The 25728-nt window shown below is 64.4% G+C and carries 19 protein-coding genes and 1 pseudogene; 4 read left to right on the top strand and 16 right to left on the bottom strand.

Annotated features, from left to right (window positions below; genetic code table 11):
• Positions 1–15 precede the first annotated feature (15 nt).
• Complete coding sequence (locus NZL82_RS09230) at positions 16–2199, top strand: penicillin acylase family protein (protein ID WP_261269463.1); 2184 nt, start codon at positions 16–18, stop codon at positions 2197–2199.
• Here the strand turns inward: NZL82_RS09230 and NZL82_RS09225 are convergent.
• The 6 genes and pseudogenes from NZL82_RS09225 to NZL82_RS09200 all read right to left on the bottom strand — a co-directional run bounded on the left by NZL82_RS09225 (position 2196) and on the right by NZL82_RS09200 (position 8651).
• Positions 2196–2498, bottom strand: a complete 303-nt coding sequence (locus tag NZL82_RS09225; RefSeq protein WP_261269610.1) for a hypothetical protein — start codon at positions 2496–2498, stop codon at positions 2196–2198. The two genes, NZL82_RS09230 and NZL82_RS09225, sit on opposite strands and share 4 nt — an antisense overlap.
• Positions 2499–2582: 84 nt before the next feature.
• Positions 2583–3029 (bottom strand): annotated as a pseudogene (locus NZL82_RS09220) (alpha/beta hydrolase family esterase); the annotation flags it as partial.
• 141 nt (positions 3030–3170) lie between these two features.
• On the bottom strand, positions 3171–4379 hold the full coding sequence (locus NZL82_RS09215; RefSeq protein ID WP_261269462.1) for an MFS transporter: 1209 nt from the start codon (positions 4377–4379) through the stop codon (positions 3171–3173).
• Positions 4380–4611: 232 nt separating this feature from the next.
• Positions 4612–5481: a formylglycine-generating enzyme family protein gene (locus NZL82_RS09210; protein WP_261269461.1), complete on the bottom strand. Its 870-nt coding sequence runs from the start codon at positions 5479–5481 to the stop codon at positions 4612–4614.
• Entirely contained in the window at positions 5478–7250 is a 1773-nt protein-coding gene (locus tag NZL82_RS09205; protein ID WP_405051356.1) for an arylsulfatase, read from the bottom strand. The genes NZL82_RS09210 and NZL82_RS09205 overlap by 4 nt, the downstream gene beginning before the upstream one ends.
• A 132-nt stretch (positions 7251–7382) precedes the next feature.
• The gene (locus NZL82_RS09200) at positions 7383–8651 is read right to left on the bottom strand and encodes an MFS transporter (protein ID WP_261269459.1); all 1269 of its coding nucleotides are present in this window, start codon (positions 8649–8651) and stop codon (positions 7383–7385) included.
• Positions 8652–8863: 212 nt separating this feature from the next.
• On the opposite strand from NZL82_RS09200, the gene NZL82_RS09195 reads away from it, so the two are divergent.
• On the top strand, positions 8864–9529 hold the full coding sequence (locus NZL82_RS09195; protein ID WP_261269458.1) for a phosphatase PAP2 family protein: 666 nt from the start codon (positions 8864–8866) through the stop codon (positions 9527–9529).
• Here NZL82_RS09195 and NZL82_RS09190 read toward each other — a convergent pair.
• From NZL82_RS09190 to NZL82_RS09180, 3 genes are all read right to left on the bottom strand, one after another.
• A complete protein-coding gene (locus tag NZL82_RS09190) occupies positions 9427–10521 on the bottom strand; it encodes a YdcF family protein (protein ID WP_261269457.1) in 1095 nt (364 codons plus the stop codon). The two genes, NZL82_RS09195 and NZL82_RS09190, sit on opposite strands and share 103 nt — an antisense overlap.
• A gap of 5 nt (positions 10522–10526) precedes the next feature.
• Positions 10527–13055 (bottom strand): TonB-dependent receptor, encoded by a 2529-nt coding sequence (locus tag NZL82_RS09185; RefSeq protein ID WP_261269456.1) that lies wholly within the window; start codon positions 13053–13055, stop codon positions 10527–10529.
• Between the two features lie 125 nt (positions 13056–13180).
• Positions 13181–15205, bottom strand: coding sequence for a glycoside hydrolase domain-containing protein (locus NZL82_RS09180; RefSeq protein WP_261269455.1), 2025 nt, complete (start codon positions 15203–15205; stop codon positions 13181–13183).
• Positions 15206–15412: 207 nt separating this feature from the next.
• Between NZL82_RS09180 and NZL82_RS09175 the strand changes: the two genes are divergently transcribed.
• A complete protein-coding gene (locus NZL82_RS09175) occupies positions 15413–15700 on the top strand; it encodes a hypothetical protein (RefSeq protein ID WP_261269454.1) in 288 nt (95 codons plus the stop codon).
• A 75-nt stretch (positions 15701–15775) separates the two neighbouring features.
• On the opposite strand, the gene NZL82_RS09170 is transcribed toward NZL82_RS09175, so the two are convergent.
• On the bottom strand, positions 15776–18253 hold the full coding sequence (locus NZL82_RS09170) for an exo 1,3/1,4-beta-D-glucan glucohydrolase (RefSeq protein ID WP_261269603.1): 2478 nt from the start codon (positions 18251–18253) through the stop codon (positions 15776–15778).
• A gap of 350 nt (positions 18254–18603) precedes the next feature.
• Here NZL82_RS09170 and NZL82_RS09165 point away from each other — a divergent pair, with 350 nt between their 5' ends.
• Positions 18604–19569, top strand: a complete 966-nt coding sequence (locus NZL82_RS09165; RefSeq protein WP_261269453.1) for an SGNH/GDSL hydrolase family protein — start codon at positions 18604–18606, stop codon at positions 19567–19569.
• Positions 19570–19609: 40 nt separating this feature from the next.
• On the opposite strand, the gene NZL82_RS09160 is transcribed toward NZL82_RS09165, so the two are convergent.
• The 6 genes from NZL82_RS09160 to NZL82_RS09135 are packed head-to-tail and all read right to left on the bottom strand — an operon-like array spanning position 19610 to position 25627.
• Positions 19610–20473, bottom strand: coding sequence for an RDD family protein (locus NZL82_RS09160; RefSeq protein WP_261269452.1), 864 nt, complete (start codon positions 20471–20473; stop codon positions 19610–19612).
• Positions 20451–21473 carry a stage II sporulation protein M gene (locus tag NZL82_RS09155; protein ID WP_261269451.1) on the bottom strand — a complete coding sequence of 341 codons (1023 nt, stop codon included), beginning with the start codon at positions 21471–21473 and terminating at the stop codon, positions 20451–20453. The genes NZL82_RS09160 and NZL82_RS09155 overlap by 23 nt, the downstream gene beginning before the upstream one ends.
• Complete coding sequence (locus NZL82_RS09150) at positions 21470–22780, bottom strand: DUF58 domain-containing protein (RefSeq protein WP_261269450.1); 1311 nt, start codon at positions 22778–22780, stop codon at positions 21470–21472. The genes NZL82_RS09155 and NZL82_RS09150 overlap by 4 nt, the downstream gene beginning before the upstream one ends.
• Positions 22777–23733: a MoxR family ATPase gene (locus NZL82_RS09145; RefSeq protein WP_261269602.1), complete on the bottom strand. Its 957-nt coding sequence runs from the start codon at positions 23731–23733 to the stop codon at positions 22777–22779. Before NZL82_RS09145 ends, NZL82_RS09150 begins: the two co-directional genes overlap by 4 nt.
• Entirely contained in the window at positions 23730–24959 is a 1230-nt protein-coding gene (locus NZL82_RS09140; RefSeq protein WP_261269449.1) for a hypothetical protein, read from the bottom strand. Before NZL82_RS09140 ends, NZL82_RS09145 begins: the two co-directional genes overlap by 4 nt.
• Positions 24956–25627 carry a DUF4129 domain-containing protein gene (locus NZL82_RS09135; protein WP_261269448.1) on the bottom strand — a complete coding sequence of 224 codons (672 nt, stop codon included), beginning with the start codon at positions 25625–25627 and terminating at the stop codon, positions 24956–24958. The genes NZL82_RS09140 and NZL82_RS09135 overlap by 4 nt, the downstream gene beginning before the upstream one ends.
• Positions 25628–25728 lie beyond the last annotated feature (101 nt).

The raw sequence follows: 25728 nt of genomic DNA, 5'->3' as shown, positions 1-25728 counted from the left end.
TCCTAAGCTGGGTTCATGAATAAGCCCGTGCGACGCTTACGCAATCCGCTGATCCTCATGACGATGCTGGCGACGGCGGCGGCCGTGCCCGATCCGGACCGGACACGCTGGCAGGAACGGGCGGCCCGGGTCACGATCGCCCGAGATGATTGGGGCATCCCCCATGTCCGCGGACACAGCGACGCCGATGCGGTATTCGGCATGATCTATGCGCAGGCAGAGGATGATTTCGCGCGGATCGAAGCCAATTATCTGACCGCGCTAGGGCGGACCGCCGAGGCGGAGGGCGAAGAGGCGATCTGGGCTGATTTGCGCCAGCGTCTCTATGTCGATCCGGCGGAGCTACAGGCGCAATATGCCGCCAGTCCCGCTTGGCTGCGAACGCTCATGGACGCCTGGGCCGATGGGCTGAACTATTATCTGGCGACCCATCCGGAAACGAAGCCGAAGGTCCTGACCAAGTTCGAGCCATGGATGGCGTTGAGCTTCACAGAGGGCAGCATCGGCGGCGACATCGAACGCATTTCGCTGGCCGACCTGAAGAGCTTTTATGGCCGGCCGACGCCGCCCAGCCCCGAGGAATTGGGAATGGTTCCGCGCGAGCCGTCCGGGTCCAACGGAATTGCGATTGCTCCCAAGTTGACCCGAGCGGGCCACGCGCTCCTGCTGATCAACCCGCACACCAGCTTCTACTTCCGATCCGAAGCGCAGATGACAAGCGACACGGGGCTGAACGCCTATGGCGCCAGCACCTGGGGGCAATTCTTCGTCTACCAGGGTTTCAATGCGCATGCCGGCTGGATGCATACCTCGTCCACGGTCGACAATGTCGATCAGTTCGCCGAGAAGATCACGCGCGGGCCCAAGGGGTGGGCGTATCGCTATGGCCGCGAAACACGGCCCGTCACCCAGCGCGCCGTGACGATCCGCTTCCGCAGGTCCGATGGCAACATGGGTGAGCGGCGCTTCGATACGTGGCGAACCCATCATGGCCCGATCGTAGCGGCGAAAGACGGTCGGTGGATCGCCACGGCGCTGATGTGGTGCCCCATCCCGGCACTGGAGCAAAGCTGGCTTCGCACCAAGGCAACCAATCTGGCCGACTATCTGAAGATCGCGGAGCGAAAGGCGAACTCCTCCAACGATACGTTATTCGCCGACGACAAGGGCGAGATCGCATTCCTGATGCCGCAATTCATGCCGGTGCGGGACAATCGCTTCGACTATACCCGCCCCGTCGATGGCAGCGATCCCGCGACCGACTGGCAAGGCCTTCACCCGCTCGCCAGCCTGCCCAGCGTCGCCAATCCACGGGTGGGCTGGGTCCACAACACCAATGACTGGCCCTGGAGTTCTGCTGGTCCCGATAGTCCGAGGGCCGCCGACTATCCGCGCTATATGGATCAGACGGGCGCGAACGCGCGAGGTGACCATGCAGACCTGTTGCTGACGGGCAAGCGCGACTGGACGCCCGACAGCCTGCGTAAGGCCGCGTATGATCCCTATCTGCCTGCCTTTGCTCGACTGTTGCCCGGCCTAGTGGCGGCATGGAAGAGCTTGCCGCCTGGCGATCCCCGTCGGTCGGCGCTGGCGGAGCCCGTCGCGACGCTGGCGGGCTGGGATCATCGTTGGGGCTATGACTCGGTTGCAACCAGCCTTGCCGTGTTCTGGGGCGATCAGCTCTGGCGAGAGTTCGGCGGCTTTGCTCAGGCCCAGCGGATGAACGTCCCGGACTATATCGCCACTCATGTGGATGTCCCGGCCAAACTCGCCGCCTTGGAATCGGCTGTCATCCGCCTTACGCGCGATTTTGGCAGTTGGCGCACCCGCTGGGGGGATATTAATCGCTTTCAGCGGCTGGACGATGCCATCCAACCGCATTTTGACGATGCGCGACCCTCGACGCCCGTGCCCTTCACCTCCGCCCAGTGGGGCAGCCTGGCCTCGTTCGGTGCGAAGGCCTGGCCGGGCACCAAAGCCTATTATGGGACCAGCGGGAACAGCTTCGTCGCGGTTGTGGAATTCGGTCCGCGAGTGAAGGCCATGGCGGTCATGGCTGGCGGCCAGAGCGGCGATCCCGCCTCTCCTCATTTTGCCGACCAGATCGAGCGCTATGCCAATGGGCGATTGCGCCCGGTCTATTTTTATCCGGACGAGCTCACCGGTCATGTAGAGCGGACTTACCGCCCCGGAAGCTAGGGTGCCGTTGGGCGTGTATATCGGGACAGGAACGTCCACATCGCCTCATTGTCCACCACCGACCAGCTATGCCCTCCACCTCGTTTCACACGCGCCGCAACGGCGACGCCACCCCGGCATTTGGCATAGCCCTGTTCATAGATGTTCGCGGCGATGTTCCGGGCATAGGGCGCGGCGCATCCGTTCATCTGCCCCCAGCGCTGAAGCGCCGTAGCCTGCGTATATTGCCAATAGGGTGCGCCGCCACCGGCTATCGGATTGGTCGTATCGGCATCGCCGGAAAAGGCGAGAAGAGCCAAGGGGATGGGCGGGCGGCAGGTCGAAGGGTCGGCACGGCTGCTATCGCCCTTGAGAGGACGACCGGCTCGCAGCCCTACGACTGGCGCAATCGCGGCTAGCCGGTCCGGTATGCGACAGCCTAGCAAGGACGTCATCCGACCACCCCCCGATAGACCCGTTGCGTAAACGCGGCTCCGATCGACGCACCCTGTTGCGATCATCCGGTCTACGAGCCGGGCGAGATAGGCCACGTCATCGCGCGCATCCTTTGGCGGCAGAGACCCCGTTACGGTCGGGACTCCGGGAATATTCCAGACGAAGCCACGGCCTGCGGGAATGCCGCCATTGGGGGCAAGGACGATGAAGTCGTGTCGATCCGCCGTATCGGCAAGAGCACTGTCCCGAAGCATCTCGGCACCGTTGCTCGTGCTGCCATGAAGCAACAGCACCAATGGTCGGGGTCCCATGGATGGCGTCGTGGGAAGGTGAATTGCTGCCTCACCCTTGATAATGGCATCCAGGGAACCGGGACGGCATTGGGCCCAAGCCATCGTCGAAGACAGGAACGCGGTCAGCGTCAGCAGGAGATGAAATAGTCGCGCCATTCCTAAACGTTACGGCCCAATCTCCCTAAAACCTAGTCCAAAGGGCCCAAGCCCATGGCGGAGCTGGGAGCTAAGGGCACCGGATCATCATCGCCATGCCCTTACCCCCAGTACTGCCAGCCCACCCGAAGCGGTGAGGAACCCCAGGACCAGCAGGATCACCTTGAAATCCTGCGGCGTTGCGAACGTCCAGGTCAGCGCCGCCCCCAGGAAACTCGGCAACGTATTGGTCAGGTTGAACAGACCAAGATCCCGCCCATGGTGACGCGGATCGGGCAGCAACTGGAAACTGAGGCCCCAGTGCAACGCCACGAAGACAGAGGATCCGGCGGCGTAGAGGATGAATGCCGCAGCGCCCGCTTCCAGGCTTTGCGCCAATGCCATCGCGAACAGGCCGATCGCGGCAACCAGCGCGGAGGAAAGTAGCACATATTTCCGTCGCTCGGTCCGGTCCGCCAAACGCCCGAAGATCAGCGCAAGCGGCAGCGGTACGACAAAGGCAAGCGTCAGAAGCTGCCCGACCGAGCGTGGCAGGTTGGCCCATTGCGAGGGCGGCACGATCGTCTCGAAATAATAAAGCAGATAGCATTGGGTAGCGACGACGGCGACTTGGACCAGCAGGCGTGAGACACCGGCGATCCAGAAATCGCGCCGCGGCGGGCGCCGCGGCGCGACGTCCTGAACCTTCGCCGGGGTGATGAGCCGCGCCCGTGTCGCGATCAGCGGCAGGGCGCAGGCCGTCACCATCGCAGCCACGACGGTCAAACGCCCCGCCTCGCCCAGCACCGCCTCCCCAACCAGCCAGGCCGACAAAGCGGATGCCGCCGGATTTCCCAGGGCGATCAGGCCGCCAGCCATGCCGCGCTTCGCGTCGGGAATCTCTTCGGCCATGATCGCCAGCAAGGGCGCGAGCAGCGCATTCACCGCGAACTGGAAACACAGGACCGCCGCGACCACGGAAACGGGAGTCGCGGCCCAGGCGATCAGGGCATAGCTGACCGCGATCCCACCCAGGCCAATCGCCATCCATCCCCGCCGGCCCCAACCGGTTCCTGCGGAGCGATCGCTCAACCAGCCGAACAGGATATTGGCCAGGCTGGCGACCACCGCGCCCGCGACCGTGAGCAGAGATAGCAGGGTGATCCGTCCCTCCGGGCTGATCGCCTCCACCTTGAGCGGCACGAGTAACGTCAACAGCGGCAGATATGCGATCACACCGCCGACATTCGCCAATGCGAAAATCCATAGGGGAAGGAACGAACGTGACGAGATCGGGTCGGGGCCAGATGGGGACATGTCCCACCCCTGCCCTCGATTGTCCTGTCCGGCAATGTCCTTACGACTTGATGGTCCGTGTCTTGACCGTGGCAGTGCTGACGCCCGCCGCGTCATGGGCCATTGCCACCCGGTACTGGCCGCCTGCTATCCGACAAGCGGGCAAAGCAATGCCATAAACAGCGACGATGTGCCGCTTCTCAATTGGGAAGACCCGGCGCGTTTCGCGGGGCTGTCACGATTGCTGATCCCGCTAGAGCCGCCGCGCGACTGAAGGTCCCGCGATCGGATAGGCGACACGAAAGCCGATATGCGATGTCGGCAAGTCATGCTCCTGCGCCTGAAACGCGGCCGGGCGGAAGTTGGCGCAATAGTTCGTCGCGCAAAGATAGCTTCCACCCTTTACCAGCCCGACATCGCCCTCGCCCGCCACCCATTCCCAGACATTGCCGACCATGTCGTATATGCCCAGGTCATTGGCTTCGAAGCATCCCACCGGCGCGATCCCGGCATAGCCGTCATCGCCCGTGTCACGGATGGGGAATACCCCCTCCCACACATTGGCGCGCGGCTTGCCGTGGTCGAATGCCCATTCGATCGGATCGCGCGTCGCATTCTGGTTGCCACGCGCCGCACGTTCCCATTGCGCCGTCGTGGGAAGCGCGCCGCCCGCCCATCGGGCATAGGCCAGCGCATCGTCGCGATCGACATGGACCACCGGCTGATCGCCACGCCCGGTCAGGTCGCTGCCTGGACCCTTTGGGTGCCGCCAGTCCGCCCCTGGAGTCCAGCGCCACCAGCGCGAGGCGTCGTCGAGCGACACCGGCTGATCGGGCGATACGAACAGGGCCGAAGCACCTTCCCGCTCGGCGCGTGTGCGGTAGCCGGTCGCCGCGACAAAAGCGGCAAATTGCCGGTTGGTGACTTCATGAGCATCGATGCGGAAGGCAGCGACCGTGGTCGGCTCACCCGGTCGATCCGCCCCGTCCTCGCCCAACAGGACGGACCCGGCGGCAATCGTCACCACCGCATCCCGAGCCACGCAGCGCCGAACCGGCTCCGCCGCCGGTGCGCCGAGCGGCACACTCGCCAATAGCAGCAGCAGCGCCGCCCCCCGCCTCATGGTCGTGCCGCCGGAGCCGGCGACGCCTTAGCATTTGCGGGCAACGGCACGACGCCCTTGGCCTTGGCATATTGGTCATAAGCATCCACCAGTTCGGCCAGCTTGGTCGGTTCCGCTGCCGCCAGGTCCTTCGTCTCGCCGGGATCCGCCGCCACGTTGAAAAGCTGCCACCGTCCTGTGCTGACGCCGCCCCGCGTATAGCGGTCGGTCGGAGTTGGCAGGAACACGACCTTCCAGTCGCCCTTGCGCAGGGCCCGGCGGAAGAACAGCTCATAGCCCAGCGTCTCGTCGGCCGGGCGCACGCCGGCTGCCGTTTGGGCGAGTACCGGCCGCAGGCTATGCCCCTCGAATGGTAGTACCGCACGACCCGCATATCGGCTCGGCTGGCGGAGCCCCGCATAGTCGAGCAGCGTCGGCGCCACGTCGCGCACGTCCAGATTGGCGTTGGCGATCCGTCCGCCGCCGCTGATCCCACGCCCCGCCGCAAAGGCGCTGACCCGGATACCGCCCTCGGTGGTGTAGCCCTTGACCAGCCAGGACGGCGTCGAATTGGCCTGTGCCCAACCAGGGCCATAGCCGACATAGCTGGTCGGCTTGCCGATATTGCCCAGGCTGTTGTCGATCCCCAAGGTCTCGACGGACGGAAGGGCCGTCGCAGGCGATCCGACCTTGAACTTCGGGCTGGGCGCCTCGATGACGTTCCCTTCCGGCCCATTGTCGGCGAAAAAGAGGATGATGGTATTGTCGTATCGGCCTTGTGCCTTCAACGCGGCGATGACGCGGCCGACATTCTGGTCCATGCGATCGACCATCGCGGCATAGACCTCCATCTTGCGTGCCTCGATCGCCCGCTCCGCCTTGCTGAGCGAAGCCCAGGGGCGTGCCAGTTCCAGACTATGCGAAACCGTATCCGCAGGCACCAGCCCGAGCGCCTTTTGCCGCGCAAGCCGCTCGGCCCGTAGCGCCTCATAGCCCGCGTCATAGCGGCCCTTATATTTGGCGATCGTCTCCTCCGGCGCCTGCAGCGGCCAGTGCGGTGTCGTGAAGGGCAGATAGGCGAAGAAAGGCCGGGCGTCCCTGGCCTTGGTCGCGGCGTCGAGATAGCCGATCAACCGATCGGCGAAATAGTCGGCCGAATAGGCGCCGTCGGGCAGGACGGCGGGCTTGCCATCGTCGCGATAGCTGGGGGCGAGTCCAGCCTTGGTCCAGGCCTCGTTCTGGTCCGCGCCGAAATGGTTCGACAGGCCCTGAAGAAGGGCGAAGCTATGCTCGAAGCCCCGCGCGGCGGGCTCGCGATCCGGCGTCAGGCCGAGATGCCATTTGCCCGCCATCAACGTCGCATAGCCGCCCGCGCGCAGCAGTTCTGCGATCGAGGCGACGCGGTCGTTCAGATACCCTTCGTAACCGGGGCGCCCTTCCGTCGCGGGACCGAGAAGCTCGGCCATCGTACCAAGTCCGGCTTCGTGATTGTCCACCCCGCTCATCAACATCGATCGGGTCGGCGAACAGGTTGGCGCGGTATGGAAACCGGTGAAGCGCACCCCGGACAAGGCCAGCGCGTCCAAGTTGGGCGTCGCGATCTCTCCCCCAAAGGCTCCCAGATCGGACCATCCGAGATCGTCCGCGACTATGATCAGGAAGTTGGGCGCGTCCTTGGGCGCTTGCTGCTGCCCGGCCTCCTGTGCTGCCATGGGCACGGGCTTGGCCAAAACCGGAGTAGCCGCGATCAGGGCCGGGAGGGCCACTGCCAACAATCTTCCACCGATCATATCTGCTCCCTTTTCGCGCCGTTCGGGCGGCTGCTCGCCAGGGATAGACCTCATCCTGAGGGAGCCAACGAATAATCTCTACTGATTAGATAGGATTTACTTCTTTCGTTTCCGGCGAGCTTAGACCGTTCCTCAGGCCTGGGGTGGAACCACCGCGGCCGGGCCGGGCTCGACCGCCAGGGGGCGAACGAAGACCAGCAAAAGGCTGCCCGCGATCGCCAGTGCGCCCAGAGCGATGCAGAAACCAACGACACCGGGCCAGCCCATGCGGGTCCAGGCGATCCCCCCTGCGGAGCCGAGCACGCTCGATCCCATATAATAGAAGAACAGATACCAAGCCGCCGCCTGTCCGCGTCGCGCACCACCCCGTCGCCCGACCCAGGCGCTCGCGATCGAGTGGGCGCCGAAGAAGCCGACCGTTGCGATGGCGATGCCTGCAACGATCGCCCAGAGCGGGCTGGCCAGCGTCAGACCGACACCCGCGATCAACAGGGTCGTGGGAAGCCAGAATATCCGGCGGCGGCCGACCTTGCCCGCCAGTCCGCCGAACAGGCTCGAACTTACCGAACCGAGAATATAAAGGAGGAATATGGCGCCGACCGTTGCCTGCCCCAGTCCATAGGGCGGCGCGATCAGATGGAAACCGGCATAATTGTAGATGGTCACGAAAATGCCCATGAGCAGGAAGCTCTCGGCATAGAGCAGGCGCAGGGCAGGATCGCGAAACAACGTCATCGCGCCGCGCGGCAGAGACAGCCAGTCCGCCTCGCCCGGTACGAACCGGCGGGAGACAGGGGCCAATCGGCGAAAAGCCTCTGCCATCGCAAGGCCAGCCAGACCCACGGCCCCGATTGCCCAACGCCAATCCGCCACCGCCGCGACCAGGCTGGCAACCAGCCGCCCCCCCATTCCGCCCAGCGCGCTGCCCGCGATATACAGCCCCATGGCCGATCCGATCGACGCCGCATCCACTTCCTCGGCGACATAGGCCATGGCGACGGCGGGAACGCCCGCGAGTGCAAGCCCGGCCAGCAGCCTGAGCGCCAGCAGGGCATACCAGCCCGGCGCGACTGCGGTGGCAAGGGTCAGGATCGCGGCTGCCATCATCGCGGCGGTCATCAGCGATCGACGCCCCATTCGATCGGAAATGGCCCCGGCGACCAGGATACCGAGGGCGAGCGGCCCGGTCGCCATCGAGACGGCCAGCGAGGCGGCTTCGGCACTGAGGCGAAAATGGCTCGCGAGTTCGGGCAGCAAGGGCTGCACCGCGTAGAGCGTTGAGAATGTCGCAAAGCCGGCAAAGAGCATGGCAAGGGTGAGGCGGCGGTAATCCGCCGTTCCTTTTCGAAGCGCGAGTGGCATCTCATGCGCCTCGACGGTCCGATGTCCGTGTTCGTTCATAGCTCTGACCTCGACCCGCATCGACAGCCAACGATATGGTGGCGTCTATCTTCGTCCCGTGCGGCGTTTACACGGGGCACGCGATACAGGGCTTTGGGCCGGCACCAAAGCGCCAAGTCGGGGAAGATTGCGGCCGATGACCGTCGCAATGGAGAGGGCGGATCGGCGGCTCCCTTCGGAACCGAGCGGCTTCGTCTGCGCTCATGCGATCGATGGACACTGATATAGAGCAAGTCGATCGTTCGATCGCGCAAACCGCGGCACCGGCCCGCACCTCGACTCCGATCAGATTGCTAGGCTGGCTGAGCGAGGTCGCCGATCAGCCGCAACTCATCACTCTATGCACCAGCGTTCTGGCGATCGGCTTGCTCAGGAAGGATCGCCGGCTGGCGGTCGCGGGCGGCAACATGTTGGCGGCCGAACTGCTGGCCACTGCCGCCAAGGATATGATCAAGCACCGTATCGACCGGACGCGGCCAGAGGCGGTGCAGGACGGAAAAGGCTATGAAATGCGGCCCGGTCGCAGCCGGCAGAGCGATCGAAGCAGTTTCCCATCCGGTCATACCGCCGGGGCTGTGGCGGTGGCCCATGCCTTTGCCGATGCCTATCCCGCTCAGCGCTTGGCCGCCTATGGCGTCGCGGGGGCCATTGCCTTGATCCAGATACCACGAAGCAAACATTATCTCAGCGATCTGGTGGCAGGCGGGGTGATCGGAATGGCCGCAGGCGGAGGCATAGTCGCCTTGTCGAAAATTGCGATCGACCGGCCCGCCCCTCAAGGGTCGAGCGGATCGCCCGGATCGACGCGGAGCGAATCGCCGGATGGCCGCATCGCGATAGCGGTGGACGCCATACGTTCGCCCGCCACCGCAGGCTGATACCCCAATTCGCGCCGGTTGCGGTCGACAAAGGCCGGGCTGGCGATCGCGTCGATATGCGGCGCGTTGCTGACCACCAATATGTCGCGATCGAGCGGCGCACCCATCGCGATCAGGCGCCGCGTGGCGTTGCGCAAGTTGGTGGTGGTATGCCGGGCATATGGATCGATGACGATCGCCTCCGCCGGAATGCCATAGCGCTCGATCAGGGCCCGGCGCATCTCCATCGCCTCGATATGCGAGGTTCCTCGCGGATGCACCGCACCGCCGCTGACGATCAGGAACGGCGCCAGCCCTTCCGCATAGCGCTCGGCCCCTGCACGCACATTGACCTTTCCCTTGGCGCTGAGCGGGGTGGCCAGATCATCTGGTCCCACGCCCAGGACAAGGATCGCGGTGTAGCGATAGCGGCTCCAGTTCAGCTTGCGGGCCTTGGCGAAAGCGGCGGCGTTGTGGAGCCGATCGAGTGGTTCGAAGGCCACCGCCGCGTCTTTGCCATTGGCGTCGAGCAACGCAAGCGCGAGCGACAAGCTGATGTCCCCGCTAATGGCCGGGTCGCTCCGCTGGGCCGACGCCATCGCGACCGCATCGGCGACCTTGGCCGCAAAACCCTCGCTGCCGAATGGTTCGTCCGATCCGTCGATCAGCGGATAGTGCGGCAGCTTCCCGACGCCATAGACGCGCAGGACTTCGTTCAAGCCATCGACCTGCCGCCGCACATCATCGCCGCGGGGGCCCGACCGCGCGGCCAGGGCATCGCGCTCCCCGTCCTGCACGATCGCCGCTGCGACGATGCAGGCCGGCGCACCGGCGCAGGCGGCGACACGCCGGTCGCGCGCCTCCCCGGCCACCGACTGACCGAGAAGCGCCGGGAAAAGCCGGGCCGCCATGGACGCCAGATGGGCATCGCGCACCGGCTGCCCCGCCGAAACCGGCCGAGCCCCGATCATCAGCAGCGATACGACCAGCCCGGCGACGCGCCACCCGCTCATATGGCTCACCAAGCCTTGCTGACGACGAAGCGGACGCTGCGGCCAAAGATCGGGCGGCCGTAAATGGCATCGCGCGAGGTCTGCCCGTCGAGCTGGTCGGTACGCGGATTGCCTTCCGTCAGGCCCTTGTTGTTGAAGATATTGTCGCCGACGACCTGGAACTGGAACCCGCCATGGGTCAGCGTCCCGCCCAAGCCGAATGTGTTGTAAGCGGGAAGGCCGGTATTGTTGAAAAGGTCGACATAACGGCGGCCGACATATTCGTAGCGGCCGTAAATCTCGACCTGGTCACCCCCCGCGTCGAAGGCGAAGGTCGGGCGGATATTACCGAACACCTTGGGCTCGCGGATGATCTGCTTGCCATTGACGGCCGAAGGATCGGCCCCCGCGCTGTTCTGCAAATTCTTGTACTTCGGCTCCTGATAGGTGAACGAGCCGGAGACGAAGAACCAAGGTGTCGGGGCCAGCGTTCCGTCCACTTCGACGCCCTTCACCTCGGCCTGGCCGATGAACGGGACAGCCTGATCGTTGCGGCCGGTCGTCGGGTTGAACGCGACGAACGAGGCGTTGAAGGGATCGAACTTCGTATAGAAGCCGGTCATATAGAGGTAATTGCGGCCGAACGACGCCTTCAGCCCAGCCTCATATTGGTCGGCCTGCGTTTTCACCAGCACCGGGTTGATGTTGTAATAGCTGGCGGACTGGGGCGGCACCTCCAGATGCGAGGCGCGGAGGTAGCCGCCGAAGTGCGAGCTCACGTCATAATTGACGCCGATCGTCCAGTTGGTCGCCACCGGGCTGTCCTTGCGGGTCTGGCGACCCCCGTCGAAGCTACGGACATTATTGTCGGCCAGCGTCGTGGGATCGCCCAAATTGACCGAGGTCGAGGTCAGGCCGTAGCCACTGATATTGTACCATTCATGGCGAATGCCGCCATCGATCCGCAGCCCCGGAGTCACCTCCCAGGTATCGTTGGCATAGACCGCATAAACGGTGGAATCGACGTCGCCCTGGTTCAGGGTGGTGCCATAGCGCAGCACGCCCTTGTCGGTGACATAGCCCAAGACGGAACCGCTGGCGGAATAGGCGACCAGATCGAGCGTCCGGGGCTGGCCGCGCACCTCCATCAGATAATCCTGATAGATCGCCTTGTTGGTCAGGCCATAGGCCGAGGCATAGCCGCCCAGACGGAGGTCATGGGTACCGAAGCCGGTTTCGAACTTCCGGGTCACGCTGACATCGCCCTGGCCCGAATAGAAGCGGGAATCGACGCCACGATACTGCCCCTGAACCACCAGGCCGGAGGCGGAATACGGGTCATAGGCGGTGGCACCGTTGGTCCCCGACAACGCATAGCCCAGACGAGCCACCGGCCCGAAGGCTGTATTGGCCGCGCTCAGGAAACCATTGGCGAAGCTGTTGGCATCGACGGGATTGGAGGTCGAATAGAGCGCATCGAAACGCAGCTTGCCTTGGGTATAACCCGCTTTGGCCGCAAACTGCCAACCGCCGAATTCGGCGTCATATTGCAGGCCGATATTGCCATATTCCATATGCCGGCCATCCGCGAGGTCGCGCGTCTCGCTTCGTACGACCCCGGCCGAGTCCCGATATCTCAGCGTCACGCCACGAAATGCGGGCGAGTTCAGCGTGCCATGGAAGAAGTCGATATAGGGGTTGAGCGACACCGATGGATTGCGCGGATCGGCCACCGGGATCGGCAGGTAGAAACTGTTGTGATCGTTCAGATAGTTGACACTGATCTTCAGCGTCCCGTTGTCGAGATCACGCTTGATATTGGCGCGGATCTGGCCGCCGCGGTCGTTCGGGAAGCCGTTGTTCCGCTGGCCATTGTCCCGACGCAGATAGCCGCCGATCGCATAATAGGTCCGCTCGCCCAGCGGCCCCGCTTGCATCGCGTCCAGCCGATAGAGATCGGTCGTCCCCAAGGTCACCTGCACCTTGCCGCGCGTGGTGTCGGTGCCGGTGGCGGTGATCGAATTGACAATGGCGGCCGCCTGGCTGGCGAAGATCGGAGCCGGGCCGCCGCGAACCACCTCGACCCGTTCGGTCATCAGGTCATAGCGGTTCAGGCTGTCACCGCGGAAGAAATTGCCGTTGATGTCATGGAACAGCGGCAGTCCGTCCTGCTGGAACACCGCATAGCCATCGTCGGTCGGGATACCGCGAATACGGGTGACGTTCTGCACCTCTCCGCCAGTCGCCTCGACCTGGATACCGGGCAATTTGCCGAGCAGATCGGCGAAGTTCAGCGGGGCCAACCGCTTCACATCGTCCTGGCCCAGCGAGTTCACCGCATAGGACACGTCGAAGCGCCGCTGCCGCCGCGCAGAGCCGGTGACGATGACCTCTTCACCGCTGCCTGCCTGAGGTGACGTGTCGGCCTGAGCGGTGTCTTCGGCGGCCGCTGTCACCGGTTCGGCGGCGGTCTGTGCGCTGACGATTTGCGGTGCGGCGACCACGACAGCGGTCAGAACAGTGGCGCGGAGCAATGCGGCTTTGGAAAAGGTCATGGTTTCCCCCGTATTCGGATCGATTGCGCGCTCCGATGGCGGAATATGACGACAGTTTTGTGAAACTCGAAAGACTTATGACACCAATCTATATCAAATTGGATCGGGTATAGCGCGATTGGAGATCAGCGGGCACGGGTCGTGACGGTCAGGATACCACCCTTGGTCAGAGCGTGATGGTTTACCCGCCAATCCGCGAGCGTGGTGCCGTTCCAGTCGGCACGAACCACCAATCCATCGCGCGGGCCGACCCGACGGATCGTAACCCGGCGCCCCCCGCCCATATCGATCGTAGCGCGCGTAAAAGCCGGGACGGTCACGCTGTACCAGGGCTCGCCCGGAACCAGCGGATACAGGCCGAGCGACGCGAACACATACCACGCCGTCATCGCCCCTGCATCGTCGTCCATGCCATCGGCAAATCCTTGCGGTGCCAGCGCAAAGCTGGGCCCGACAAAGGGCTGAGGCAGCTTACCGGCGTTGGTATAAGGATGCGCCATCGGACGGGTCAAAATCGTCCGCACCAGATCGGCGGTGGCTTGCGGCTCTCCCAATGCACCGAACAGCCAGGGAACTTGAATATCCGGCTCATTGGTCATGTTGAACAATCCGGCATCGAAAAAGTGATGCAATTGCCGCAGCAATTCCGGCTTGCCGACCGTCGCCACCATCCAGTCGAGATCAAAGACGGGCGCCCAGCGATATTGCCACAAGGTACCCTGATAGAGCCCCCGCGCCTTCACCACATCCGCATCCTCCGCCAGCGTCTGGAAGACCGATCGCCACATCGGGCGATAGCCCTCCGCCTGTGTGGAGAAGCGGTTCACGACCCCATCATCGCCCAGATCGCGTCCGAACTGCGCGGTAGCCCAGTCGTCATAAGCCGCCTCGATCCTTTGATCGGGGGTATCGCGTTGCAGTGTGGCGCTGTCGGCCACCATGCCCTTCAACGCCGCGCGAGCGTCAAAACCGGCAATACCCTTTCGATGCATGTCGAGCAACGCGATCCCGGCATGTTCGGTGCGGACGGACAGGAACGGCTCGTTCATCGTCGCCCATTGCGCCTTGCCGCGAATGTAAAGGTCGGCCAGCGACCGAGCGATGTCCTGGCTCCGTTCGGGCTGCAACAGCGCCAGAAGCGGCAACTGGGTCCGGTAATTGTCCCAGAGCGACCAGCTCGCGTAGCGCGTCTGGCCGGCCGGGGAACGCGCGATCGACCCGTCATTCTCGCGGTGTCGACGATCGGGATCGTCGATCGCGACCGGCGTCTGGAACACCCGGAAAAGCGAGGTGTAGAACAACGCCAACTCCCTCCGGGAGCCCTCCGGCGCGACCCTGCCCAAGGCCGTGTTCCAGGCGGCCCGCGTTTCCGCCGCGATCGCCTGAAAGCGACGCGTGCCGAGTTCGCGCTCGCGGACCAGCGCGGCACCGTCGTCATCGACGCTCGACAAACCGGTGGCTACCGCGATCACGTCGCCGCGTCGCAGGTTTAACTGCAGCGTCGCCACACCGTCTGCGGCAGCAAGCGCCCGATGGAGCGGGCGACCGTTCACCGTGATACGGCTCGAAGAGAATAGACGGTATCGCCCCTGATCGCACACCGTCCCGGCGACCATCTCGGCCCTCAGGTCATCGCTGTCGGCCGTCCGCCACGCGGTCGAGATGCGCTTGGCATAGCTATGCCGCGCATCGATGCGAAGGACGAACGGGCCCGCCTGCGGAACGGTGAAGTGGAGCAGCCCCGCGCCACGCGTGGCGACGGCTTCGGCCGAAATGCCTCCGTCATAGGTCACGCGATAGGTCCCGGCCGTCGCGCGCTCGCTCCGCTTGTCCATGATCGCCGGCCCGCTGGCTTCGCCCTTGCGCAACGATACCAACAGGTCCCCGCCGCCACCTCCACAACCGACCCCGACGCCACGCGTATGCGAGAAGCCCAAAAGCCTGTCGGCCGCAAAATCATAGCCCGCGTGATTGGCGGGATCGGTATCGGGACCAAGTTGAACCATACCGAAAGGCGCAACCGCCGCCGGCGTCAACTGTCCGAAATCGGCAAGCGTACCCACAAAGGGATTGACCAGATCGGCAGGCGTTTCACGTGCCGTGACCGGCATCGCGGACACGGCTAGCGCCACCGCAACCATCCACCTCATCCGACCAGTCCCCTTGCCCGCAACCTCAGAAACGATGGCCGGAGCCTATAGCAGCGAGAGTGGACGACGATAGGACTAGGCGTCGAAAAAACATGCCTTTTCCCGGCTGGCCCCTGCGCCACAGAACGTGACAAGACGCTGCTGGGCGTTGCGAATTGCAACTTCCATGTCGGCCCAACGCTTTCACGGCCTATGAGGAGATCGACATTGGATGATGAATTCGCAGAGGCCATCGCAGGCACTTTGGCCGCCCATGGCTTCATCATGGAAAATCTCTATGCCTTGCTCCTTGTCGGGGACAAGGATCCGGTCGGCGCCTGCCGCGCCACGGCGCAGAGCATGTTGCGCGATTTCGGCAGCTTACGCGCGACCGGGGTTCAGGCGATGAGCGACGATGAGGTCGGGCGCATCAGACAATATGCGCTCGACCGTCTCGAACGCTTCTGGAACGGCGTCGAATTCCGCCTCGAAAATGCCGACCGGAGCGTGGACTGATCCGCCCGGCAGACATGATCGTCGCCCATCAGCGAATGATCATGTCCGAACCTCACAGGCGTTATGCCCGGCCGATCAGCGCACGCCGCAGCTCACCGGCCCAGGAGGGGCGCTGGCGATACGGATCGAGGAGATGTCGAGGGTCAGCTTGCCCTCGGTCGCGATGACCCAAGGCTTTGACACGGTCGCCATATCCACGCCGCCGTCCGCAAAGCAGCGCAACGGCACCGCCAATTGGCGCCATTCCCCTAACGCTCCCTTGAGTGCGCCGGTGATCGGGACGGACGCGGGCTTGCCACCCTCCATACCCAGGGTCACCGCATCCGTCGGCGCCACCGTCACCCGATAGTCCAGAAGCAGGCTGAGCTGCCCGTTCGCCTCCCGCGTCACGTCGATCGGTTTGGCCTCTTCGATCACGGCACTCCCCGGACCGCTGCCCGTAAAGGTGAAGCGCAGACTGTCCTCCTGCGCGGCGCGGTCGATACGCGTCTGCTGCACCGCCCCGGCCAGGTCGAGCCGAGCACCGGCCACGACGCGACCGCGCATGAACAGGGCGTTCTGGTCGCCTGCGGTCACCGCCGGGCGTGCCTCGCTGAGCGTCGGCAGTTCGCTACGCTGCGCATAGGTCAGGCCATAACCGATCGGGAACAGCGGGTCGTAGTTCGGATCGCGCTTGTTCAGGACATATTGGTCGAGCCGCTTGGGCCAAGAGAAGCTGAGCTTGCCGTGGAAGTCGTTACGCGGCTTTCCGTCGCGCCCCGCGATCAGGACATCGGCCACACCGCCGCCTTCCGTCCCCGGCAGGAAAGCCGCCACAAAGGCATCCGCTGCATTCAATTCCGGGTTCACCCAAAGCGGACGACCCGACAGGAACACCGCGACGACCGGAATGCCGGCTCCCTTCAGCTTTTTGAGCAAGGCGAGGTCGCTCTTGTCCTCCGGGCTGTATTCCAAGGTTGGGCGATCGCCCGTGAACTCGGCATAGGGCGTCTCCCCGAACACGACGATCGCCGCATCCGGCCTGGCGGTATAACGGCCATCGGCCGCCAGGGTCGCCTTGCCGCCGCCTGCTCGCACCGCGTCGTCGATGCCGGACCAGATGGATTGTCCGTTGGGGAAATTCGCGTTCGTCACGCCCGTACCCTGCCAGGTGATCGACCAGCCACCGGCCTGCTGACCGATATTGTCGGCACCGCGCCCCGCCACCAGAATATTCGCGCCGGGTTTCAGGGGAAGAAGGCCGCCATTGTTCTTCAACAGGACCAGTGACTCCCGCACCGCCTGACGTGCAATCGCGCGATGCTCGGGCGCGCCGATCAGCTTGAACTGGCCGCTGATCGGACGCGACGACGGACGACCGGCATCAAAGGATCCCGCCAGCATCTTCACCCGCAAGATGCGCCGCACCGCATCGTCCAGCCGCGCGGCAGGGATCGTGCCGTCCTTGGCCTCGCGCAGGGTGTTGGCGTAAAGCTGCTTCCAACCGGGCCCGGAATACATGAACATGTCGAGCCCGGCATTGATCGCCACGGCGCAATCCTCGTTGCTGCAACCCGGCACCTGGCCATGGGCATTCCAGTCGCCGATGGTGAAGCCGTCAAAGCCCAGCCGATCCTTGAGCACACCGGTCAACAGGCTTTTGTTGCCCGTCATCTTGGTACCGTTCCAACTCGAAAAACTGGGCATCACCGTCAATGCGCCCGCGACGAGACCGCTGCGATAGCCCGCGGCATGGACGTCGCGCAGCACCTCTTCCGAAACGCGCGTATCTCCCTGATCGCGGCCACCCGTTCCGCCATCGCCCAAGAAATGCTTGATCGACGAGATGACATGGCCTGGCTTCATGAAGTCGCCACCGACCCGGCCCTGAATCCCCTCGACCATCTGTCCGGCATAGGCCTCGACGATGGCCGGGTCCTCCGAATAGCTTTCATATGTCCGGCCCCAGCGATCGTCCTGCACCACCGCAACGGTGGGCGCGAAGCTCCAGTCGATGCCGGTCGCGGCCGTCTCTGCCGCCGTCGCCGCGCCGATCCGGCGGATGAGTTCGGGGTCGCGCGCCGCGCCCAAGCCGATATTGTGCGGGAACAGCGTCGCACCGACGATATTGTTCGCGCCGTGAACCGCATCGGTGCCCCAGATTAGCGGCACCTTGGGGCGGCCATCGCTCCGCTTCATCGCGGCATCCCAAAAGGCATCGAACAGCTTCAACCATTCGGGCGCCGGTGCGAATTCGTCATTGTTCGGGGCGGAATTCCCGCCGTTCAGGATCGAACCGAGCTTGTAGGTTTCCAGATCCTTGGGCGTGATCGAGGCAATGTCGACCTGGATCAATTGGCCGACCTTGTCCTCGACACTCATCTGCGACAGGATCTTGTCGACGCGTGCCTCGACCCTGGGATCGCGGTGCCGCTTGAGCGGCAATTGGGGCCACAGCTCGGGATGGGCTACGGCACTGGCGTCGGGTGTGGGCGCCAGATCCTGCTGTGCGATCGCGCCGCTGCTCAGGGCGGTTGCGGCCACGATCATGGCCAGGCTGCGGGTAAACGCCATCGTCACATCTCTCCTGTTCGTTTTCCCAGCCGTGCCGGTTTCATGACGAAACTGTCAATAACACTTATCCGAATTCGCAAGGCCGGACTTGTCCCGTATGATCGCCCATTGGCGAGACGCTTTTTCGTTGCGCCGGTTCACGAGCAAGCTAGCTATCCCATTCCGCGATAGGGCATTTGCCGCCCCGACCAGGAGAGACGATGCTTCGCGCCTTCATCCCCGCCGCCCTGTTGCTGCTCACGGCGTCGCCTTACGTGCTTCCCGCTCGAACGGGCTCGTCACAAGTGATCCGTTCCTTGGGCGCGCGGGCGTCGACCGGGAGGCCGTTGCCTCTCCACGTCGGCGGACGCGTGGTCCATTTAAAGGGCTATGTCCGGCAATGGCCCGGTACCTATTGGGAAGCGGCTTTTCGCGGTCCGGCCGTAGACCTCAGTATCGGAGCAGGGGCCGTCTCGCTTCGGATCAGGGTCGATGGCGACGCGCCCCTTTCGCTCGTCCGTCCCACTCCGGGCGTTTATCGCGTGGCCGCCCATGGGCCCGGCAAGCATCGCATCCGCGTCGATGTGGTAAGCGAGAGCCAAGCCGGTCCGACCGCATTCCATGGCATATTCGCGCCACGGGGTACGACGCCCCTCCCCGCCCCGCAGCCACGAATGCGGCAGATCGAGTTCATCGGGGATTCGCACACGGTCGGTTATGGAAACACGTCGTCGACGCGAGTGTGCAGCCAGGATGCCATCTGGCAGACGACCAATACGTTGCTCGGACTGGCTGGCGTCACCGCAGCGCATTATGACGCCGATTATCAGGTCAATGCGATCTCGGGGCGCGGTGTCGTCCGCAACTATGGAGGCTTCGCCGCCCCGACGCTGCCTCAAGCCTATCCCTTTGCCCTGCTAAACTCCCAAATCTTGGCAGCACGGCCGGATTGGCATCCGCAGATCATCGTCATCGCTCTGGGCACCAACGATTTTTCAACACCGCTGAAGACTGGGGAACGCTGGCCCGATCGCGAGGCGCTCCATCGGGATTTCGAAGGGCGGTATGTCGCGTTCGTGCAGACGCTCCGCCAGAAGAATCCGAACGCCTATTTTATCCTTTGGGCGACCGATCTGGCTGATGGCGAAATTGCGCAAGAAGTCTCCAAGGTCGTCCAGCGACTGAGCGACAGCGGAGAAAAACGGGTCCGTTTCGTTCCCGTGAACGGCCTGTCCTTCCAGGGATGCGACGCGCATCCCGACGCCAAGGACGACCGCGCCATCGCCGAAGCGATCGCTCATGCCATCGATAGCGTCCCCGGCATCTGGACTCGGTGATGCGATAGACAGGGCGGTTCGCAAATGGCCGCGACCCGCCCTAGCCTGCCATGGCACCCGATTTGTCGAGTTGGCGGCGACCGATCAGCAGTCCCCCTTCCAAGCGCACGCACAGAGCCGCGTAATAGTCGGCAAGAAATCCGTCGTCGTCGCCATCATCGGCCAGCCCCGCCTTGCGTCGGATCGTTGCCGCCACCGTGTTGCGGGACAGGGCATCACCGTTCCGGATCACATCCTCCAGCGCATGCAACTCATATACGCCGTACAGCGCAAGCGCGGCGTCTGAAAATACACGCCGCGGGCGATCCGCGCTCACGGTCAGGTCTGCGGCAAGGTTCTGCTTGACCGTCTGAACCACCCAGGTGCCGGCCACCATGTCGCCGATCCGCAGCCGCTCTCGATTGAACAAAGGGAATAGCAGGAAGATACCCGTCCATGACAATGCGAAGATGGTCAGGAACGCGTCCGCCGTGCCCGTCGCCGTCTGCTGCGCCAGAAAGGATAGCGGCAGGAACACCTCGATCTCGCGCATCGCGTTGCGCGCGAGCACCGCGCCTCCGGTCAATCGCGCGCCATCACGAGCGATGACCCGCAAACCCATCAGGCGCTTGCCCGGCGTGGCGCCGCGACCACTCATCTCGAACAGCACGAACCAGCCGTTGCGCAGGCAGAACGCACCGATCAGCCACAATATGGCGGCAAGATCGGCACGGGTCGCCAGACCGAAGGCGAACAAGGCGATCGTCGCCACGATCAGCACGACAAGCATCAGGACGATGTCGATCAGAAATGCGGCGGCCCGCGCCCCTGCGCTCCCGAGTTCCAGTTGCAGATCGACGCCTTCCGGCGTGACGAAACCGCGTCGCAGGGTAAAGGCCGCCTTACTCCGGCGAGCGAAGCGCATGCCGCCTCCCGATGCCGTAATAATAGACCAGCCAAGCCCCCAGTGCGGCCAGGCCGATACCGACCCGCAAACCATCGCTCGTCACCACCTGCCGACCAATCCCTTCCAGGATCGCCGCGACCGCCAGCATCAGCACGACGCCCATGACGGCGATGGCGGATGTCCGGCCCGCCACGACCAGCGCGTCCATGCGGGTGCGTCGTCCCGGAAAGGCGATCGCGGTGCCGATCCGCATCCCGGCCGCTCCGGAGATCATGATCGCGAACAACTCCGTGGTCCCGTGGATCGCCAGCCATGCCAAGAAGTTCGGGCTTAGCCCCTTGTCCGCAAACACGGCGATCATCGCGCCCAGCGTCAGCCCGTTATAGAGAACCAGCAGCGCGGTCGGCACGACAAAGGCAAAGCCCAGCGCGAACGCGAAGATCGCGATCTGGGCGTTATGGCCGAACAGGAAGCTGGCGAAAATGCCCAGTCCGCTCTCCTGACTGCCGTACAAGCTCTGCCGCAGCGTCGCCGCCGAAGCGCCGGGATCGCGTCCCCCGGCCAGCGCTTCCGGAATGAACCCATAGAACCAGCTTGGATCGGCGCGAACCAGCGCATAGGCGGCGAGCGCGCCCGCCAAGGTCAGGAAGGCCATCACCAGCGTCTCGCGCCAAAGCGATGCGACCGCTTTCGGCCAACCCTGCGTGAAAAAACGCGCCAGATCGTGCCATGGCGAGTCCGATACGCCGTAAAGCTGGAAATAGGCGCGCGCGCAAAGCTGCTCGAGATAGGCGATCAACGCTCGGTCGAGAGACGTTTCGCGCGCGACCGACAGCGATGACAGGGTGATACGATACAGCAAGGGCAACGCGAGCAGATCATCCTCGGACAAAACCCGGACGGATCGCTTTTCGATCCGTCGAAGCAGCATATCCAACCGTGTCCAGTCGGCCTCATGCGCCGCGCGAAAGCGGCTGGCATTGACCAGCGGCGGGGCGGCATCGACGAACGCACTCACAACAGGCTCCTGCGTTTGAGATCGACATAGCCTTCGACCAGTCGCTCGGCCACCTGATCATGGGGGCTTTCGATGACATGCACCCCCAGGTGCCGAAGGCGCAGCAGCACCAGCCGCCGATCGCGAAGCAATGCTCCCGCGGTGACGGCACGCGTCACATCGGCGGGCGTGACCGGCGCCGCATCGACAAAAGCTTCCAGTTCGTCGTCACGCAGGACGACGACCAGCACCAGATGCGTCTTAAGCAGGCGGGCCACAGCGCGGACCAGGAAATCGGCGGAGGTCGCGTCGGTGAATTCGGTGAACAGCACGATCATGGATCGCCGCGTCAGCCGTCCGGCCAGCGTTGTCAGGGCGAAGGTGTAATTGGATTCGTCCCCGCTATAGTCGATCTGCGCCGCCAGATGCTGAAGCTGGGGAAAGGCTTTTGCACCACCGATAAAGCCGCTGCCGACGCGTGGGCAAGAGTCGAAGGCGTGGAGCGCGACACGGTCGCCAAGCTTGAGGGCCAGCCAACCGGTCAGCAGCGCCGCCGAAATGGCACGGTCGATGCGCGGGATGCCGCCGACGGGTTCGGACATTTGCCGCCCCGCATCGATCACGAACACGATCTGGCTGTTGCGCTCGGTGCGATATTCCTTGGCGTAGAGCTTGCGGTGGCGTGCCGACTGTTTCCAGTCGATCGCACGTCGGTCCATGCCGGTTCTAAACTCGACCAATGCGTCGAAATCGGTGCCGTCCCCCCGATCGCTCTGAGCGAGTAGCCCCTGGACCGCATGACGCCGAAACACCTCCGCGCCTCGTTCTCGCACCGTCTCCACATCGGGAAGGATCGGCAGCAGACGTTCGTCATCGATCCGCTTTTGCCGCCATACCAGTCCCAGCGGTCCGGCCCAGCGTAGCCATATCGTATCGAACCGTGCCGTGCCCCGCCGCCGGGGTATGATCATGATCGCCGCATTCGCCCTGCCGTCTTCGATCATGAGGCTGACCGGAGTATCGTCGGCAAGGGCTATCAAAGGATCGTTCGACAGGGCCAGTTGCGCCGTCCTTCGCACAGACGGGCCGACGATCGTCACCGCCGCCGTGATCGTCAGTGGAACGCCGACCGATGCCGAACCGGGCAACGCCAGGCGGGCGTCCGCGGCTGCACGGCCAAGCCATGCATCCGCCAAGACAAGTACGAGCACCGCGCCGGGCCAGCCAAGCCCCGCAAACCAGGTCGTCGGAAACAGCACGGCAACCAGCAACGTGATGGGAGCCCCGATCACCGCCGCCAGTACCGCCATGCGGGTGGGATAGATCAACGCGGCGCCTCGATCGTCTCCATGATCTGCGCGACGACATCCTCGATCGCGCGCCCGCCAATCTCGGCCGCCGGTGACAGGATCAAGCGATGACGGAGCAGCGCGGGTGCCAGCGTCTTCACATCGTCCGGAATGACGAAATCGCGTCCGTCGAGTGCGGCCCGCGCCCGCGCCGCTCCCGCCAGCATCGCACCCGCACGCGGCGAGGCACCGCTCTCCAGATCCGCCACGCCGCGCGTTCCGCGGATCAGCGCGACGATATAATCGATCACCTCATCGACCAGCCGGACACCAGCAACGGTTTCCACCGCCGCGTCGATCGTCGCCGCGTCGGCCTTGGCCTCGACTCCCCATTCAGCGGGCGACATGGCGGCTTGGCGGGCGCCGTGGCACGCGACGATCCGGCGCTCTTCATCGGACGTGGGATAGGGCACGATCTGCTTGAACAGGAAACGGTCGAGCTGCGCCTCGGGCAGCGGATAGACGCCCTGCTGCTCGATCGGGTTCTGGGTGGCGACCACGGTAAAACGGCGGCTCAGCGCCAGGCTCTCGCCATCGATGGTCACGGTGCGCTCCTGCATCGCTTCCAGCAAGGCGGCTTGGGTCTTTGGCGAGGTGCGGTTGATCTCGTCGGCCAACAGCAATTCGGTGAAGATCGGCCCACGGGTCAGCGTAAATGTCGAGCTTTGGAAGTTGAACAGATTGGCGCCGATGATGTCCCCCGGCATCAGATCCGGCGTGAACTGGATGCGCCCGAACCCCAGCCCCAAGGTCTGCGCGAAACTATGCGCCAGCAGCGTCTTGGCGGTGCCCGGCGGCCCTTCCAGCAGGACATGTCCCCCGGCGAACAATGCGACCAGCAGCAGGTCGATGGTGGCGTCATGGCCGACCACCGCCTTGCCGATCTCGGCACGGATCGCCTGCCCCAGCGCCTGAACCTCTTCCACCGTCACCGTGTCTTCTCCTGTTGCCATTGGTGCAGCGCCTGCGCGCCGGCGAGCATGTCGTCGCGGTGCCGGGCCCGCGTCGCCTCTGCGGCGAGGGTCGTGAACGTCGTCGATCCCGGCAGGCGATCGAGATAGCGATCCGCCTCCTCGTCGGTCAGTCGTGCCGGCACCCCGAAGATCGCCCTTGCCCTCTCGCGGACCAGCGCGGCGTATCGCGAACCCAGCCCGCCCTCTCGACCCGCCTTGCGGACGATCATCGCGCTGTTGTCGATCAGCGCCGTCTTGCCGAAAGCGATGGCCCGATCGGCGTGCCGTGCCGATCCGAAGCGGAACAGGGCCTGCCACCCGATGAGCGCCAGCGCGACGACCAGGGCCAGTGTCATCGCCAGGAAGGGCGGCTCGACGGCGAGTTTCAACGGGGTTCGCCCACGGCCCAGGCCGTTCAACGTCACGTCGAACGCTACACCCGTTGAGCCGTTGTCCGCGACGAAGTCGAACAGGTCGAGCGCAGCCCGCGCCCGATCGAGCGTCCGAATGCCGTGATTGTTGAGCAGATCGGGATCGGCGAGAATATAGACATTCTGGTCCTTCACCTTCCCCAGCACGATCCCCCCGGCATCGTAGGTCACGAGGGGCGTCAAGGCCGCCGACGACATGACCTGGAGCGGGCGCGGGGCAGCGACATTCATCGACGCCGGCGCCCATCGTACCGCGTGGAGCGCCCGCCCCCGGCTCCGACGCCGGGTCACGGTGATGTCGGTTGCCGGTGCCAGGATACTGGCCGGATCGGACCTTGGCAGCAGGCCGCTGGCATCGACCCAGCCTTTGACCTCGTCATCGGCTTGCGTCGCCCATTTGGGGAGGACGATCAGGGTCGCTCGGCCATGCCGGGCCATCATGAATTTGGTCATGTCCACGTGACCGTGATCGGGCGTGGCGACGACGAGGTCGTCCGTCATCCATCCACCTTCCGCCCGAATGATCCGCGGCTTGTGGCCGGTCGCCTCGGCCAGGCCGAAAATCCCGGCGAAGCCGGTTGCGGCGTTGGACAGGGCGTGGGTTCCGCCGTTCTGCCCGGATCGCAAATCCGGGGCATAGGCCCCCAGCAGCATCGACCCGGCAAAGCCCAGAATGCCGATGACCAGCAGCAGTGTCACCGTCAGCGGCGCAAACAAATGCTCGGCCGCTTTCTCCCCGCTGCGGGAATGGCGGCGCAAAATCCGCCCGCTCATGCGCGCCACCGTTGCGGCAATACCAGTTCGGTATAGGCAGCCCGCGCGGCGTCCCAGTCGGCCTGTTCGACGGGCCGTCCTCCGAAAAGGCTGCGCTCGACCAGTCCCGCAATGCGCGCAAAGAGCGGCCGGACCGAGACGGGCAACAGCGAAGCCGACGCCAATTCGCGGCTGGTCAGCGAAGGCCGTCGCAGTGCGGGGCGGCGGCGCCCGATGTCGTCGATGGAATGAAACAACAGATAATGGATCGCCTCGGCAAATCGCCCGTCTGCGGCGAGCCGGTCTGCCGCACTGAGCCAGGCCCGGGCGGGTTCTTCGCCAGGCGTCCATGGATCGCCTTCCATGTCGGCAATGTCTTCGGGCCCCCGCCGCCGGACCGGCCATCGCCACTCGCCCAACCTGACCCGTTCGACGACCATCCAGATCAGGGCAGCCGCCAAGGCGACGATCACAATCCAAAGCAGGATACGCGCATAAGGGGCATCGGGCATCAGGTTCGTCAGCCAGCGCAGGAAACGTCCGATCGGCCGGAAAAGGTCGACAAGCCAACGCCCCAGCGACTTCAGCCATCCGGGAGGCTCGGGTGGCGTGGGTGCCGCCGTCAAATGGAACTGGATCGACGGATCGGCACGCAGACGAGCATGCGCTGCGGCGAGTTGATCCGCCACAACCGCCGTGTCCTTTGCTGTCGCCGCGATGATCCCCCTCCATCCACGCTGCAATGCCCCGTGGCGGACTGTAGCCGGACCGATTGCAGACGCCAATCCGC

Source organism: Sphingomonas sp. LC-1 (genome assembly GCF_025371035.1).
Classification (GTDB): domain Bacteria; phylum Pseudomonadota; class Alphaproteobacteria; order Sphingomonadales; family Sphingomonadaceae; genus Sphingomonas; species Sphingomonas sanguinis_E.
The sequence above is the reverse complement of the archived record's forward strand: the minus strand, read 5'-3'. Positions and strand labels throughout refer to the sequence as shown.